This is a genomic window from Bacillus cereus group sp. BfR-BA-01355 (genome assembly GCF_022663675.1).
GTDB lineage: Bacteria > Bacillota > Bacilli > Bacillales > Bacillaceae_G > Bacillus_A > Bacillus_A thuringiensis_S.
This window is the reverse complement of the sequence record NZ_JAKUFY010000118.1, coordinates 1-16703: the sequence shown is the minus strand read 5'-3', so window position 1 is coordinate 16703 and position 16703 is coordinate 1. Positions and strand designations below refer to the sequence as shown.

Here is a 16703-nt window from a genome sequence, read left to right as displayed (position 1 = left end):
GAGTACATTTTGTAACAAATGTACAATGTTTCACACGAGTACATCTTGTTCTTGGGCATTTACAATCGTCGCTACACTCAATTTTTGAAGAGCAATCGTCATCACATTCGAATGTGCTTGGATCTTGGTGTAAGAAATCCTCCATCCCAGCACTTTTGATTTCTTCAACAGCTTTTCTAATATCACGTTTCATAGAAATCCTCCTTATCATGTATTAAGTTGAAAAGGTATTCTTTTTCCTTAACATGATATGAGAGATGACGTCTTTCTGAACAGGACAAGAGTGTAATTTTCTATAAATAGATGATAGCGGATGTATGGACAAGACAAGGCGCATACATTGAATGAAGAGAACTGAGAAGGGATGAGAAAATATGTTACCTTCATATGATTTTTTTGTTCATCCAATGTACTTAGTGGAATTGAAAAAAGACATTTGGTCAGATAGTCCAGTGCCAGCAAAATTAACTTATGGAAAAAAGAAATATGACATTGATATCGTATACCGAGGAGCTCATATTCGTGAGTTTGAGAAAAAATCTTATCATGTTATGTTTTATAAACCAAAAAAATTTCAAGGTGCGAAAGAGTTTCATTTGAATTCTGAGTTTATGGATCCGTCTCTCATACGAAATAAACTATCGCTAGACTTTTTTCATAACATTGGTGTACTTTCGCCAAAATCACAACATGTATTTATAAAAATTAATGGTCAAATTCAAGGTGTGTATTTACAGTTAGAATCAGTTGATGAAAACTTTTTGAAAAATAGAGGATTACCGAGTGGTTCTATTTATTATGCGATAGATGATGATGCGAATTTTTCATTAATGAGTGAACGAGATAAAGATGTTAAGACGGAGCTCTTTGCGGGTTATGAATTTAAATATTCGAATGAAAATAGTGAAGAACAACTGAGTGAATTTGTATTTCAAGCGAATACTTTGACGAGGGAAGCCTATGAAAAAGAGATTGGGAAGTTTCTACATGTAGATAAATATTTACGATGGTTAGCAGGAGTTATTTTTACGCAAAACTTTGATGGTTTTGTCCATAACTATGCACTATATCATAACGATGAAACAAATTTATTTGAAGTTATACCGTGGGATTATGATGCGACTTGGGGGCGAGATGTACAAGGGAGACCGCTTAATCATGAATATATCCGCATTCAAGGGTATAACACGCTAAGTGCAAGATTGTTAGACATACCTGTGTTTAGAAAGCAGTATCGAAGTATTTTAGAAGAAATATTAGAAGACCAATTTACAGTTTCGTTTATGAGGCCGAAAGTAGAAGGATTGTGTGAATTGATTCGTCCATATTTACTACAAGATCCATATATGAAAGAAAAATTAGAAACATTTGATCAAGAGGCTGATATGATTTATGAATATATAAATAAAAGAAGAAAGTATATACAAGACCACTTATATGAATTGGATTAATTTTGAAAGAGATTGAAACGTTATCAATCTCTTTTTTTTTGTATAATAAAGATGTATCAATAAAAGTGAAGTAATATATTTGAAAGAGAATGGGGATGCGGATATATGACGATTAAATGGATTGATTGGGTAAAACAAATACAATCTATAACCCAAGCAGGTTTAACGTATTCTAAGGATGTGTACGATATAGAACGCTTCCAACAATTACGAGACATTTCGATTTCGATGATGTCACATTACACAAAAACTGATTGGGAAGTTGTAGAGAAATTATTTGCAAGTGAGACAGGCTATCAAACACCTAAAGTTGATATAAGAGCAGTTGTTTTTCAAAATGAAAAGTTATTATTTGTGAAAGAAAAAAGCGATGGGAAATGGGCATTGCCAGGTGGATGGGCTGATGTCGGTTATACGCCAACCGAAGTTGCAGCAAAAGAGGTTGTCGAAGAGACGGGTTATGAGGTAGATCATTTTAAGTTACTAGCTATATTTGATAAAGAAAAACATCAACCATCTCCATCGGCGACGCATGTATATAAGATTTTCATTGGATGCGAGATTATTGGTGGAGAAAAGAAAACTAGCATTGAAACAGAAGAGGTGGAGTTTTTTGGTGAAAATGAATTGCCTAATTTATCAATTGCTAGAAATACAGAAGACCAAATTAAAGAGATGTTTGCCTACATGAAAGACCCGCAGAAAGAGAAATTAATAGATTAATCCTGCTTGAATTGTACATATTGTTAAAATGAAGATATTGGCAGATTGCAGCCTTTATGTAATAATGGGATGGTATGTGAAGAAAAAAGGAGATAAAAAAGAACATGTTAGCAAACATAATAGATCAGTTATTGCAATTTTTTGCAAGCTTAGGTTACTTTGGAGTAGCTCTTGCTTTAATGATTGAAGTAATCCCAAGTGAAATTGTACTTTCGTATGCTGGCTTTTTAGTAGCGGATGGTAAAATTAGTTTTGTGGGTGCAGTTATCGCCGGAACTATTGGTGGTACTTTAGCCCAAATCTTTTTATACTGGCTTGGATACTACGGAGGGCGTCCGGTTGTAGAGAAATATGGGAAATATCTGCTTATTAATAAACACCATTTAGACATAGCGGAAGGTTGGTTTAAGCGTTATGGAGCTGGCGTAATATTTTCTGCGCGCTTTATCCCAGTAGTACGTCATGCAATCTCTATTCCAGCAGGACTAGCTAAGATGCCATTAAAACTATTTACGCTTTATACGGTTGTAGCGATCATTCCATGGTCAATTCTATTTATATACTTAGGTGAAAAACTTGGTGGGAATTGGCGACAAATTAAAGAGTATGCATCTGATTACACACATTACATAATTATAGGAGCTGTTCTTTTTATTGCTCTATACTTCGGTTTAAAATATTTGAAAAAGAAAAAAACAACACGCTAAAGTCAATGATAATTCATTGGCTTTTTTTATTTGTTTCGGTTCGGTTCTAAAAAAAAAGAGTTGTCCATAATGTATAATAATAAAGCGTAGCGGAGGAATGTGATGAAAGGGTCACCGTTTATACGTGGAACGATATTTTTAACGATGGCAACGATGATATCAAAAATGTTAGGGTTTATATATGTTATACCATTTACAGCAATGGTCGGTACGAGTGGGTACGTTTTATATACGTATGCATATCGCCCCTATACAATTATGCTCAGCATTGCGACAATGGGATTACCACTTGCAGTTTCAAAAATGGTATCAAAATATGATCAACTGAATGATTATCATACGGTTAAGAGAGTGTTGAAAAGTGGAATCGTGTTTATGTTTATAATGGGAGTCATTTCGTGTTTTACGTTATATATGCTAGCTCCGCATTTAGCTAAGCTTGTCATCGATGGGAATGATCAAACGGGGAATAGTGTAGGAGCGGTTACTACTAATATTCGAATTGTAAGTTTTGCGTTAATACTTGTGCCAGTAATGAGTTTATTAAGGGGCTTCTTTCAAGGATTCCAATCGATGGGGCCTTCTGCATTAAGTGTAGTTGTAGAGCAATTTTTTCGGGTTTTAACCATTTTAATAGGAAGCTTTGTCGTTTTATATGTTTTAAAAGCGTCTGTTTCATTAGCGGTTGGTATTTCAACGTTCGGTGCATTTATGGGAGCTGTAGGTGGATTAACTGTTTTAAGTGCATATTATATAAGAAGGAGAAGGCACTTAAAGAAAAAAGAGATGGCAAGTATACCACAAACAACAAAATCCTTTTTCTCATTGTATAAGGAGCTCTTTACATATTCTATTCCTTTTGTTGTGGTGGGCTTAGCAATTCCGTTGTATCAGACTATTGATACATTTACAATTAATAAACTACTTATACAAATAGGGTATATGCAAGGAGAAGCGGAAAAAATTAATGCGATAATTGGTCTTGTTCAAATGGTTGTGCTCATCCCGGTATCCGTTGCGACAGCTTTTAGTATGTCTCTCGTACCAGAGATGACGAAAGCTTACACAGCAGGAAATACGAAGCTATTGTACAAACATTTTACGAGAACAAATGTATTAGTAGTAGCGATTACGGTGCCGGCTGCAATTGGAATGATTGTGTTAGCCAAGCCTGTATATACTCTTTTATTCGGTGCTGGAAATGATCCAGAGATGGGGAGAATCATTTTACAGTATTATGCTCCTGCTTGCATACTATTTTCTCTTTTTACAGTAACGGCTGCTATGCTACAAGGAATCAATCAACAGCAGAAGACGGTGCTAGGACTAGTGATTGGAATTATTGTGAAAATAGTTTTAAATATTGTATTGCTTCCGTATTTCGATTATGTAAGTTTTATTATTTCAACATACGCGGGCTATACGATTTCAGTTGGGTTTAACTTGTGGATGCTTTCTAAATATGTTATAAAGGCAACATAAGCTTTTAAGGCAGAGAGCACTCTGTCTTTTTCTATGTTTATAATATTTTTCTTATAAAAACGTTTTCAAAATAATTTTTCTATTGAAATTTAAACGTATGTTTCATATGCTGAGAATGGCGGTTTAAAAACTGTGATTTAAGAGAGGTAGATTCCTACATGTAAAAAGAATCGGGGTGATAGTATGTTAAATATATATTTAACAGACCGAAACGGAAAACTACAAGAGATTGAGGAAATGCAAAAGGGGTGCTGGATTAATGTACTTCATCCAACAGAAGAAGAAATTCAATATCTAGTACAAACTTTAAATGTAGACTTAGATTTCATTAAAGACCCTTTGGATGATGAAGAACGCTCTCGTATTGAAAAGGAAGACAATAATACTTTAATTATCGTGGATATTCCGACAGTTAGACATGACGAAGAAGGAAATTCGATTTATGACACGATTCCAATAGGTATGATTGTGATGCCAGATTGCTTTGTGACAATTTGTTTAGAAGAAAACCCAATTTTTGAACGTTTTATTAATCAACGTATTAAAGAATTTTATACGTTTAAGAAGACGCGCTTTGCACTTCAGCTCTTATATACGATTTCTACTTATTATTTAAGATACTTAAAGCAAATAAATCGAAAAACAATTGATTTAGAGCATCAATTAAATCAGTCAATGAAAAATAAAGAGATTTTCACATTATTAGGCCTTGAGAAAAGTTTAGTATACTTTACAACGTCATTAAAGGCTAATAAAATTGTGATTCAAAAGTTAATGCGTAATAGTACATTTTTAAAAATGTATGAAGACGATCAAGATTTATTAGAAGATGTATTAATTGAAAATAAACAGGCTATTGAAATGGCGGAAATATATAGTCACATTTTAAGTGGAATGATGAATACTTTTAGCTCCGTTATATCAAATAATTTAAATAGTGTTATGAAACTGTTAACGTCAATTACGATCATTTTATCTTTACCGACGATGGTTTCTAGTTTCTTTGGAATGAACGTAAAGGTTCCGTTTGAAGGGGAAGCCCACGGTTTTGTAATTGTACTCATCATATGTGTAACACTATCTTTCACGTTAGCTTTTGTTTTTTGGAAGAAACGTTACTTTTAACGATAAAAAAGCTGCTCTAGCATAGTTATATAACTACGCTAGAGCAGCTTTTTTGCTATGAAATCTCAAATTTTGAATAGAATATAACTTGTACAATGTAATGTATATAAAGGGTATGTATTCCATATAAACCTTGTCCAATTAATGAAATGGGGTTAAAATTACATATTGTTAATGAAAAGTTGGAGGAAATACATCATGGAATTGTTTCAATTACCGAAAGCATTCCTGCAAATGAATACAATTTTTATCTCCATATTGATCGAAGCACTTCCTTTCGTGCTCATTGGTGTATTTATTTCAGGATTCATTCAAATGTTCGTGACAGAAGATATGGTAGCAAAATGGATGCCGAAAAAACGATTTCTGTCTGTTTTAGTAGCTACTTTTTTAGGGATGTTGTTTCCAGGTTGTGAATGTGGAATTGTTCCGATTGTAAGACGATTAATCGGAAAAGGGGTTCCGCCATATGCGGGGATTGCATTTATGTTAACTGGGCCAATTATTAATCCAGTTGTTTTATTTGCAACATACGTTGCCTTTGGAAGTAGTATGCACATGGTATGGTATCGTTCTATTGTAGCGATTATCGTAGCAATTATCGTTGGAATTATATTATCATTTATGTTTAGAGAACATCAATTAAGAGATGATCACTTCCCAGAAGTGAATCATAAGCGTCCATTACGTAAAAAAATGTGGGATGTATGTACGCATGCTGTTGAGGAATTTTTCTCGATGGGAAAATATTTAGTATTAGGTGCGTTAATTGCAGCTGCAGTTCAAACGTTCGTACAAACTTCAACACTTCTTGCTATAGGACAAGGGCCGTTCTCTTCACCAGCTGTTATGATGGGACTTGCTTACATATTATCACTTTGTTCAGAAGCGGATGCGTTTATTGCTTCATCATTCCAAAGTACATTTTCAACAGCATCACTTGTCACGTTCCTTGTTTACGGACCGATGGTGGATATTAAAAATATGTTTATGATGCTTGCGACATTTAAAACGAAATTTGTAATTGTCGTTACAGTTACAGTTACACTTGTTGTTTATGCAAGCTCACTACTCATTTATGCGATGGGGTGGTAGGTTATGTTTCGAGCGTATATATTATTAGGTTTTACAATATTAATTGCGCAGCTTCATATTTCGGGTAACATTACGAAGTATATCAATATGAAGTATGCTTATTTATCAACAACAGCAGCAATTATTTTAGGTTTCTTAACGATTGTACAAATTATCGTCGTTTTCCAAAAAGAGCACCAAAAGGAAAAAGAGAAAAATGATTGCAGTTGTGACCATAGCCATTGCGGGCATGATCATTCAAAAGATGAGAATACATGGTGGAAAAAAGCATTTTCGTACTCATTGTTTTGTTTTCCAATTATCTCAGGCTTATTTTTCCCGATTGCAACGTTAGATTCAGATATTGTTAAGGCGAAAGGATTTCATTTTCCTGTTGCACAAGCAGAAAGTAAGGATCCATTTATGACAAGACAATTTCTAAGACCTGATACGAGCATTTATTACGGGAAAGAAGGATACCGCGGTGTAATGGAAAAAGGGAAGAAAGAGTTTGTTACGAAAGACAATATTAATTTGAAAGATGAAGACTTCCTAAAGGGTATGGAAACAATTTATAATTATCCTGGCGAGTTTACTGGGAAAAAATTATCTTTTAAAGGGTTTGTTTTTAGAGATGATTCTTCTAAAAAAGAACAATACTTCTTATTCCGTTTCGGTATTATACATTGTGTAGCAGATTCTGGTGTGTATGGTATGTTAGTGAAAAAACCAGAAGGTGTAGAATGGAAAAATGATGATTGGATTCAAATAGAGGGAGAAATTTCTACTGAATTTTATCAGCCGTTTCATGCGAATATTCCTGTATTAGAAGTAACGAAATGGAATAAAGTTGAACAGCCGAAAGAACAATATGTATTTAGAGGGGCCGATTGATAAGATCGGTTCTTTTTTGTGGACTAAAAGTTCTGAATGTTGTTAATATTAAACGTGTAGTTCATTTCGTATAGTGATTATTGAAATATTAGGGATAAATCATTAAAGGGGTGATAACAATCACAGAAGTAAAGGGGAAAACAGCCAATGAGTCAAGGGTGTTCAAAACGAGCCGAGTATTCCCAACAGATTTAAATGATCATAACACGCTATTTGGTGGGAAGATATTAGCGGAGATGGATATGGTTGCTTCTATTTCAGCATCCAGACATTCGAGAAAGGAATGTGTCACAGCATCTATGGACTGGGTCGATTTCTTACATCCTGTTCGTTCTTCAGATTGTGTTAGTTATGAATCTTTCGTAATTTGGACGGGAAGAACTTCAATGGAAGTGTTTGTGAAGGTAGTGGCTGAAGATTTAATCTCAGGTGAGAAGCGTATAGCGGCAACGTCATTCGTTACTTTTGTGGCACTTAGTAAGGAAAATAATCCAGTTCCTGTACCGCGTGTTATCCCTGAAACAGAAGAAGAGAAAGAATTACATCGTATTGCTGTGTTACGTGCAGAACAGCGTCATATACGTAAGGCAGAGAGTAAGAAAGTAGCCACATTGTTAACCTTTTGAGATGAATATTTAGCCATTTAATTTACTATAGTAGGCGGAAATGGTTTTAAAATGAAAAGCGGACACCTAAAAATAGGTGTCCGCTTTTATAGTTTTTTCATCCACATATCATATGACAGTAGCTACTTAGCAGAAGCAAGCAGCACCGACGATGATTAAGAGGATAAATAATACGACTAGTAGCGCAAATCCATTACCATGTGCGAAGCCCATTGTTATTTCCTCCTTTTATTTTAAGATACAACATACAATATGCAAATGAGCTATTGTTTGATATGGACATATATCATGCAATGACATATTTTCTTGAATGATAATGTAATAAAAAAGGGAAGATATAGAAATAACAGTAAGTGGAGAAAGGAATTTATCCATGAAGCACTTTTTCGCTATAATTCTTTGTTTAATAGGTGTATTCATTTGGATGAACATCGATGTGGAAATGGGGAAGGAAATGGCTAGTGAATATGAATTAGGACAAGTTCGATTAGGTGAATTTCAACTATATACGAACGGTGAAGAGTTATATAGAAAATTATTTGACGATATAAACGATGCAGAAAAGTATATATATATCCATTTTTATATTGTAGGAAAAGATGAAATAAGCCAAGAGTTTTTACAGTTATTAGAGAAAAAAGCATCTAGCGGAGTAGAAGTGAAATTGTCAGTCGATCGGATAGGCGGATATAAGTTGAAGAAAAAGGTAATTAGCCGATTAAAGGAAAACGGTGTGAAGTTTACATTTAGTAAAAAACTGAAACTGAAAAATGTGTTCTATTCTTTGCATCAACGGAATCATAGACGCATTGTTACCATAGATGGAAAGATATCATACGTCGGTGGCTTTAATATCGGAAAGGAGTACCTTGGACAAGATCCGAAGTTTGGGCCATGGCGTGATTATCACGTGCGCATCCATGGTGATGGTGCAGCGGATATGGAAAGAAAGTTCGCCGAAGATTGGAAAGAAGATACAGGAGAAAAAATGCCTATACATGAAAGTATACCTACATTAGGGAATGTGAAATATCAATATTTATTTTCAAATGGAAAAGGCTTATGGGAAAAGTATGGGGCACTTTTAAAAAAGGCTAAAAAGTCTTTAATTATCGCTACACCATATTTTGTACCAAGTAAAGAAATGGTGAAAGAGTTAAAAGCTGCATTAAATCGTGGTGTTAATGTAAAAATTCTCGTGCCATTTAAAAGTGATGCCATATTGTTAAAACAAGCTGCCTATCCATATTTGAAAGATATGTTACATGCTGGAGCGGAGATTTATCAATATCGAAATGGATTCTTTCATGGGAAAGTAACAATCATTGATGGAGAAATTGTTGATATTGGGACAGCGAATTTTGATAATAGAAGTTTTTATTTAAATTGCGAGTCTAACTGTATCATATATGATAAAACAGTTGTTGATGAAGTATGGAGTCGATTACAGGTAGACTTTCATAAATCAAAACGATTTTCTGAAGAAGATTTTGAGAAAATTAGTGGATGGGATTGGTTTTTAGCAAGAATAGCGAATGTTTTAGCATCATATTTATAGCATATGGACAAAAGAGAAGGGAGGCGCTTTAATGGACTGTATGAAAGAATTAATGAGATATAGTTATATGCTAATATACAAGGTTGGAGAGTATGCTGGAAAGGTCAGAGACGAAGAATTAAAAAATCTATTACAGCACCATTTACCATATATGTTACAAGCATATAATGAACAAGTAAATTTTCAAGAAGGAGAGAATGTGCAGCATATAACCTGTGAAACAACGGAGTTTGGTTTGCATGAAATGGAAAAGGAAACAGTTAGTAAATATACAGGGGATATTCATATTGCAACCTGTTATATTGCGCACTTGAAACGATTAGCTTTAAAGTTTGCTCAAGTTGCAGTGGAAGTTGCTAATCCGGAGTTTCGCTCATTTTTGGAAAATTGTTTCTTGAAAATGAACCGTTACGCTTATAGTGTGTGGCAATATGTTATGAAGAAGGAATATAAGATTACACATCTATATGAAAATGAAAAGTTTGCATGAGAAACTAAGGCGGAATGGTATGCGCCTTAGTTTTTTTACGTCCATTGAGAGGGGAAAACTAGTTTTATTGTGTATCAATTGGAAATGAAATATATAAATTTAAATTAGGTTTTGTTATCAGAAAATTTACAAAAATTTACCGTATATTTACTGTTTTTCAATCTCTTCTTTAAAAATAGAGAGTAATATGAGGTTGTACATATTCTATCACAAGGGGGAAACGCAAATGAATAAATGGGTTAAATCATTAACTGCTATGGCACTTGCAAGTTCTTTATTAATGGTAGGTTGTAGTAAAGGTGAGGACAAGAAGAAAGAAGACGAAACAACAACACAACAAGAGGACAAAAAGGATAAAGAAACAAGCGGAACTGAGAAGTCTACGGATTCTAAAGAAAAGAAATAATGTAATAATAGAGCTTCCTCTTTTATATGAGGAAGCTTTTTTGTTGTAAATTGATTGAGATTATTGAAAAATAGAAAGAGAATGAAAGAGGGGGAAAACAAATGAAAGTATGTATATTGGGAGCAACAGGACGAGTAGGTTCAAATATAATTAATTTAGCATTAAAGGATTCAGCTGAAGTGACTGCATTAGCGCGTGATTTAAATAGAATAGAAATACAACATGAAAGGTTACGAGTTATAGAAGGTAATGTATTGAACGAAAAGGATATAAAGAAAGCGATAGAAGGAAGTGATATAGTAATTAGTGCACTTGGAACGGATCAAAATAGAACATTAGCGAAGAGTATGCCACAAATTATAAAGCAAATGGAAGAAGCAGGGGTTCATAAAATTATTACAGTAGGAACAGCCGGTATTTTACAAGCAAGAACAAATCCAAATTTATATCGTTTCCAATCAACGGAATCCAAAAGGAAAACGACAACAGCAGCAGAAGATCATTTGGCTGCATATAAGGTACTAAGTAATAGTAATAATTTATGTTGGACAGTTGTTTGTCCGACACATTTAATAGATGGTGAGGCGACAGAGGTATATCGAACTGAAAAAGATATATTGCCAGAAGGTGGATCAAAAATTACAGTGGGTGATACGGCACACTTTGCATGGGATCTATGTAAGAAAAACATATATGAAAATAGCCGAGTAGGTATTGCATATTAAAAAACCATCCCGAAGTCGGGATGGTTAAAAGATGATATAACATACGAAGATGATAATCATAATGATTTGGAGAATTGCTTTCGCTACTGTACTGCTTAAAAAACCAACTACAGTAGCGACTCCAACTAGAAAGGCATCTTTTGGCGCTTTTTTATGCACTAGTTCTGTTATAAATACTGATAAGAACGGTATGATAATAAGTCCGAATGGTGGGAAGAAAAACGATCCAACAATGATAGAAATCATTCCGACACGTTCGCCCCATTTAGAACTACCGTATTTTTTTAAGAAATATCCATTTGCAATAAAATCAGCAACGAAAATGAAAAGAGTGAAAATGACTTGAATAATCCAAAAAGAAGTTGTTAATTCTCCTCCATTTATACCGAAATGGTAAATCAAATATCCAGCCCAGACAGCTAGTATGCCAGGGATAATGGGATAAATAAAGGCGAGAAATGAAACAATGAAACAGGCAATGATACAAATTGTTAATAAAACAGTCACTTTATAGCTCCTTTTTAATATCTAGTTTATGTACAGCAACTTTTTTGACTTGATGTCCATCAAGTTCTAATACTTTAAATTGAAAACCAGCATATTCAATGGAATAGCCAGCTTCAATATTTAAGTCAACTGCTTGAGAGAGAATCCACCCTCCGATTGTATCTAAATCACTATCATCAATATGTAGGCCAAACATATCATTTACTTCAGAAATAAGTACCTTTCCATCTACAACAGTAAGCTTAGGTGTACGTTTTTCAATCATAGGTGGTTCATCCGCATCGAATTCATCTTGAATTTCTCCAATGATTTCTTCAAGAATATCTTCCATCGTTAAAAGTCCGGCAGTGCCACCATATTCATCCATAACGATTGCCATCTGAACGCGATTTTTTTGAAGGTGGACTAACGTTTTACGAATTGGAACTGTTTCAAATACAGTTAGAACAGGATGTATATAAGATTCAAGTGGTTTATAAATACCTTTCGTTTGATCATGGAATACTTCTTTCGTATTGATCATCCCAATGATATCATCTTTATCTTTTTCAATGATTGGATAGCGTGTATATTTCTCAGTAGCGACGATATCCATATTTTCTTCTAACGTATTTTCAGTAGATAAGCAAATCATTTCGGTACGAGGAACCATAATTTCTTTCGCAACTCGATCATCAAATTCAAAAATGTTATTTACATATTTATATTCGGTTTGGTTTATTTCACCGCTTTTAAAACTTTCACCTAATATGAGTCGCAATTCCTCTTCAGAATGAGCAAGTTCATTTTCTTTCGCAGGTTCTAATCCGAGTAGTTTTGTGAAAAATATAGCTGCACTATTTAGTAGCCAAATGAATGGATACATAATTTTATCAAATAAAATAAGTGGTCTTGCAAATTTGAGTGTGATTGCTTCTGCTTTTTGAATTGCGAAAGACTTTGGGACTAACTCACCTAATACAACGTGGAAAAATGTAATAACACTAAAAGCAATAACAAAAGATAAAGTGTTAGCCATTGTTCCAGTAATATTAATTTTTTCAAAGAGCGGTCGTAGTATATGCTCCACAGTCGGTTCACCAAGCCAACCAAGCCCTAAAGAAGTGATCGTAATGCCGAGTTGACAAGCTGATAAATAAACATCTAAATTAGATAGGACACTTCTTGCAGCTAAAGCTTGTTTATTACCTTCATTTGCAAGTTGGTCAATTCGACTTTTACGTACTTTTACAACAGCGAATTCTGATGCGACGAAAAAGCCAGAAATAAGAATAAGTACAAATATGAGAAAAATATTTAATATGTCCAAGTGTGTTCTCTATTCCAAGGTTTGGAATAAAGATGTCACCTCCTGCAATTATGTTATACTTTTATAATAAATCCAAATGAAAAGAATAGTCAAAGGAAAAGGGTAAATATTGGTATGTTTCTGTAATAGTTTTTGAATTTGCTGTTATTTTGTCCGCTATACAAAAGGAATAACCCCCTACTTTTAGATTATAGAGGGTAATTTCAAATTAAGGTTTTGGAACACTTCTTGTTAAAGTATATGACTGTTGCTTGGAGTAGTTTGTGGTCCATAGTGTTTGAAGGAAAGAAAGTATGCTATATGGGATATAGAGTAGTAATAAGCTGACTGTAACAATTATGGGTGAATTTCCGCCAAATTGAACGATAAATTGTAACAGTCCACTTGTATGAAAAACGCATTCCATAAAAACGAATGAAAGAATAATGGAACCTAAAATTGATTTATGATTCGAAGTAAGCGCCAAAAATAATGTATCCACAAGAAAAGAATCATGTTTTATTTCATATTCATTTGTGTTTTTCAAGAAAGGAATCCATTTTTTTATTGCTTGCATAACGATAATCATGGAAGTACTACATACGATGATAAAAGATGAGTAGTAAGGAAGGTTTATAAATTGTGCGACGTATAGAAGTAGTAATAAGACTGAACATTGTAATACTACAGTGCAAAAAGAGTAAGGTATCCAATTCAATACAGTAGTAAACTTTTTAAACAAGTTAGGTACTTTGAAAAATAAATGGCCGATACCCAAACTTATGAAAAATCCGATCGCAAGGGTAAAAGTAAAACGAACAATCGATATAAAATATATTTCCCATATGTAAGGGAATAATGGTGTTGAATGATTAGAAGTATGTATCATTTGATTTGCTGAGAAAAAGATAGATTCATGCATCCAATCAACCTTTGGAATTGATATAGAAGAAAGCTGTGCGAAGTTTTGAAAAATGCTAATAAATCCATTTTGATAAGAGTAATTGTGTGTAATAAAAAGAGCTGGAATAGGACTTATGGAAAAAATAACAATAACACCAATTATAAATTTACATATATGTGAGCGTAATAAGGACATATAAACCACCTACTCTTGGAATATTCAGAAAATTCTTATTCTTATTTTAGCCGTTTTTGGAGCAAGTTACAATATATTTTTCTTTAAGTATCGGTATATGGATAGTTTTAAATTCTTTTTAGAAATCTATTTTATGTATGAAATATAAAGCAGAAACGGGTATGTAACAGTACGAATACAAAAAGCGTGAACAGTTTTGCATTTTCACACTTTTTGTATGGAATGAAGAGAAATGTAGGGAAGTGTCGAAAGGACTAAATAGATTTTTTTAATTTGAAAGTGATACCATATAATTAAACGGTGTTTAAATCTTTGTTTAACTAATAAATTCTAGAGGGGGGATATAAATTGGAGGGAAATGAAAACGTATCAACGAAAGAAAAGATTTTAAATACAACATTGGAATTAATTAAAAAAGAAGGTTTTGAAAGGGTAACGATAAGAAAAATTGCAGCATTGTCAGATGTAAATATCGCGCTTGTAAATTACCATTTTGGTTCAAAAGAAAAGTTGATTAGTGAGACGATTAGAGTCTTATTAATTAGCTTTCAAGGCACTTTTTCTATTTTAGATAATATTACAGTGCCAGCAAAAGAAAGATTAAAAATATTTTTATTGGATTATGTACTAGTAATTCGGCAATATCCGGAGTTAGTTAGGAAGATTATTGCAATGGGAACTACGGCATTTACATCTCAATACGAATATGGGGATTTTTTGAAGAGGCTAGGTTTTAGTAAAGTGAAGAATATTTTGAGCGAAATAACGAATGAAACGGATCAGGAAATTTTAATGATGATGACAGTACAAATATTTGGATCTATTTTTCTTCCCACATTAATGATGCCAATTCTCGAATCAGGGGTAGATATAAAAGTACCATCTGTAGAAAAACAGATTGATTTCCTATTTGAACGCTATTTTTATAAAAATTGAGATAGTGGGTGATAGAGATGGCTAGTTTCTTTAGAAAGCATTGGTGTGATATAGGATTAGTGGTCGCTATTGTTGTCGTAGTTTGTTTAGTCGCGAATTTGGGAGAAATGAGTGAAATAAAAGTCCTGTTATGGTTAAGTTTTGTGGCCATTTTAGTGCATCAATTTGAAGAGTATCGTTGGCCAGGTTATTTTGCTGGTCTATTTAATGTAGTTATATTTAAAAGTGATATACCAGATCGCTATCCATTAAATACGCAATCTGCTATGGTAATAAATATTTTGATTACGTATGTTTTTTATTTACTCCCGGTTTTCTTTCAAAATATAATATGGCTTGGGTTGGCACCTATTTTAATGGGATTTTTTCAATTCATATGGCATGGTATTTTTGCGAATATAAAAGCTAAAACAATATATAATCCGGGATTAGGTGCGGTTGTATTACTACATGTTCCAATTGGTTATGTATATATGAGATATATTCTTTTACACAATCTGGCTACAAATTTGGATTGGTTATTTGGGGTGATCTACTTTCTAATAGCTACCTATTTTTTAATTATAAAAGGAAATATATTAATGAAAAGTAAGGAGACAAATCATTACTTTTCTAAAAAGCAACTAGGTCCGTACAAATGATACATTGAAGTGATTCAGAATTCAGAGGAAGGGTTTTAGATGCTGAAGAAAGTGCAAGTGAAGGATTCATGAATAAATTATGACAAGAAAATGGATAATTTTCAGAAAAATAAAATAAATTATTTATTTTTTTCTGAAAATATAATATAGTTATGGCACAGAAAGTATTTTAACATAAGGAGGCTTTTTATGAGGATTAAAGGGAATTACGTGCCGAAAAGGGAAGTTTTACTGTGCTCAAGTTCGATTACGATAGGGGAAGCGTTAGAGCATTTAAATAAAACGGGGTATCGTTGTGTACCAGTTTTAGATGAAAAAAAAGAGAAATTTTTAGGGAATATATATAAAGTAGATATTTTAGAATATAAAGGATCGCTTGATGAGAGTGTAATACAATTATTAAACGATAAAGAAGGATTTGTGAGAGAAGATTCATCTTTCTTTAAAGTATTTTTTACAATAAAAAAATTGCCATATTTATCAGTAGTTGACGAAAAAGGGATTTTCCTTGGAATTTTAACGCATAAAAAAGTTTTTGAGTTATTAGAGGATGCATGGGGCGTTCACTCTAGTAAATACTCTGTCATGATTGGAACGCAAGACTATAATGGAGCAATTCAAAAGTTATCGACAGTTTTAAAGAAATACACTGGTATTCAAAGTTTGATGACTTTTGATAATGATGCCTTATTAGTTCGTAGAATTATGTTTACATTAGGAGAAGAGTTTAACGACGGTGAATTAGAGACATTATTGAAAGATTTAGAAGATCACGGATTTAGAGTTGTGTATGTGGAAGAGATGAAAAATCCACGTGAAGTTGAAACGATAGAGTAACATACAAAAGCCATCTAATTATCTTGGATGGCTTTTGTTATGTTACGTGTGTAAAGTTATTTGAAAATAACGATAGGATAATAGGAGAGATTGTAACAATATTTGTGTAAGAGAATAAAAATTGTAGATAATTT

19 protein-coding genes and 1 pseudogene are annotated in these 16703 nt (G+C 33.3%); 15 read left to right on the top strand and 5 right to left on the bottom strand.

Annotation, left to right across the window (positions count from 1 at the left end):
* Nucleotides 1-193: pseudogene (gene exsB, locus MR167_RS26420) on the bottom strand (exosporium protein ExsB); the annotation flags it as partial.
* A gap of 181 nt (nt 194-374) precedes the next feature.
* Here exsB and cotH point away from each other — a divergent pair.
* The 8 genes from cotH (at nt 375) to MR167_RS26380 (ending at nt 8082) form a co-directional block, all read left to right on the top strand.
* Nucleotides 375-1451 carry a spore coat protein CotH gene (gene cotH, locus MR167_RS26415; protein WP_000938005.1) on the top strand — a complete coding sequence of 359 codons (1077 nt, stop codon included), beginning with the start codon at nt 375-377 and terminating at the stop codon, nt 1449-1451.
* Nucleotides 1452-1556: 105 nt separating this feature from the next.
* Nucleotides 1557-2174, top strand: coding sequence for an NUDIX hydrolase N-terminal domain-containing protein (locus MR167_RS26410; protein ID WP_000153595.1), 618 nt, complete (start codon nt 1557-1559; stop codon nt 2172-2174).
* Between the two features lie 104 nt (nt 2175-2278).
* On the top strand, nt 2279-2881 hold the full coding sequence (gene uptA / locus MR167_RS26405; RefSeq protein WP_000880690.1) for an undecaprenyl phosphate transporter UptA: 603 nt from the start codon (nt 2279-2281) through the stop codon (nt 2879-2881).
* Between the two features lie 102 nt (nt 2882-2983).
* Nucleotides 2984-4363, top strand: coding sequence for a putative polysaccharide biosynthesis protein (locus MR167_RS26400; protein WP_000678844.1), 1380 nt, complete (start codon nt 2984-2986; stop codon nt 4361-4363).
* A 183-nt stretch (nt 4364-4546) separates the two neighbouring features.
* Nucleotides 4547-5488 (top strand): magnesium transporter CorA family protein, encoded by a 942-nt coding sequence (locus tag MR167_RS26395; RefSeq protein ID WP_000932389.1) that lies wholly within the window; start codon nt 4547-4549, stop codon nt 5486-5488.
* Between the two features lie 198 nt (nt 5489-5686).
* Complete coding sequence (locus MR167_RS26390; RefSeq protein ID WP_242315867.1) at nt 5687-6583, top strand: permease; 897 nt, start codon at nt 5687-5689, stop codon at nt 6581-6583.
* Nucleotides 6584-6586: 3 nt separating this feature from the next.
* A complete protein-coding gene (locus MR167_RS26385; protein WP_000488058.1) occupies nt 6587-7456 on the top strand; it encodes a TIGR03943 family putative permease subunit in 870 nt (289 codons plus the stop codon).
* Between the two features lie 119 nt (nt 7457-7575).
* On the top strand, nt 7576-8082 hold the full coding sequence (locus MR167_RS26380; protein ID WP_000141164.1) for an acyl-CoA thioesterase: 507 nt from the start codon (nt 7576-7578) through the stop codon (nt 8080-8082).
* A 126-nt stretch (nt 8083-8208) separates the two neighbouring features.
* Here MR167_RS26380 and MR167_RS26375 read toward each other — a convergent pair whose 3' ends face one another.
* Nucleotides 8209-8295, bottom strand: coding sequence for a YjcZ family sporulation protein (locus tag MR167_RS26375; RefSeq protein ID WP_000505094.1), 87 nt, complete (start codon nt 8293-8295; stop codon nt 8209-8211).
* A gap of 160 nt (nt 8296-8455) precedes the next feature.
* On the opposite strand from MR167_RS26375, the gene cls reads away from it, so the two are divergent.
* From cls to MR167_RS26355, 4 genes are all read left to right on the top strand, one after another.
* Nucleotides 8456-9640, top strand: coding sequence for a cardiolipin synthase (gene cls / locus MR167_RS26370; RefSeq protein ID WP_002083284.1), 1185 nt, complete (start codon nt 8456-8458; stop codon nt 9638-9640).
* 31 nt (nt 9641-9671) lie between these two features.
* Nucleotides 9672-10130 (top strand): spore coat protein, encoded by a 459-nt coding sequence (locus tag MR167_RS26365; RefSeq protein WP_000340543.1) that lies wholly within the window; start codon nt 9672-9674, stop codon nt 10128-10130.
* Between the two features lie 226 nt (nt 10131-10356).
* Nucleotides 10357-10536, top strand: coding sequence for a hypothetical protein (locus MR167_RS26360; protein WP_001045962.1), 180 nt, complete (start codon nt 10357-10359; stop codon nt 10534-10536).
* Nucleotides 10537-10637: 101 nt separating this feature from the next.
* Nucleotides 10638-11261 carry an NAD(P)-dependent oxidoreductase gene (locus MR167_RS26355; RefSeq protein ID WP_000861642.1) on the top strand — a complete coding sequence of 208 codons (624 nt, stop codon included), beginning with the start codon at nt 10638-10640 and terminating at the stop codon, nt 11259-11261.
* A 24-nt stretch (nt 11262-11285) separates the two neighbouring features.
* On the opposite strand, the gene MR167_RS26350 is transcribed toward MR167_RS26355, so the two are convergent.
* The 3 genes from MR167_RS26350 to MR167_RS26340 form a co-directional block, all read right to left on the bottom strand.
* Nucleotides 11286-11768 carry a DUF456 domain-containing protein gene (locus tag MR167_RS26350; protein ID WP_000217335.1) on the bottom strand — a complete coding sequence of 161 codons (483 nt, stop codon included), beginning with the start codon at nt 11766-11768 and terminating at the stop codon, nt 11286-11288.
* A gap of 1 nt (nt 11769) precedes the next feature.
* Nucleotides 11770-13077 (bottom strand): hemolysin family protein, encoded by a 1308-nt coding sequence (locus tag MR167_RS26345; RefSeq protein ID WP_000353734.1) that lies wholly within the window; start codon nt 13075-13077, stop codon nt 11770-11772.
* Nucleotides 13078-13285: 208 nt separating this feature from the next.
* Nucleotides 13286-14155, bottom strand: coding sequence for a hypothetical protein (locus MR167_RS26340; protein ID WP_242315865.1), 870 nt, complete (start codon nt 14153-14155; stop codon nt 13286-13288).
* Nucleotides 14156-14503: 348 nt separating this feature from the next.
* On the opposite strand from MR167_RS26340, the gene MR167_RS26335 reads away from it, so the two are divergent.
* The 3 genes from MR167_RS26335 (at nt 14504) to cbpA (ending at nt 16569) form a co-directional block, all read left to right on the top strand.
* Nucleotides 14504-15091 carry a TetR/AcrR family transcriptional regulator gene (locus tag MR167_RS26335; protein ID WP_106081291.1) on the top strand — a complete coding sequence of 196 codons (588 nt, stop codon included), beginning with the start codon at nt 14504-14506 and terminating at the stop codon, nt 15089-15091.
* A gap of 17 nt (nt 15092-15108) precedes the next feature.
* A complete protein-coding gene (locus tag MR167_RS26330; RefSeq protein WP_153599244.1) occupies nt 15109-15732 on the top strand; it encodes an HXXEE domain-containing protein in 624 nt (207 codons plus the stop codon).
* Nucleotides 15733-15921: 189 nt separating this feature from the next.
* Nucleotides 15922-16569: a cyclic di-AMP binding protein CbpA gene (gene cbpA, locus MR167_RS26325; RefSeq protein ID WP_001220522.1), complete on the top strand. Its 648-nt coding sequence runs from the start codon at nt 15922-15924 to the stop codon at nt 16567-16569.
* Nucleotides 16570-16703: the final 134 nt, after the last annotated feature.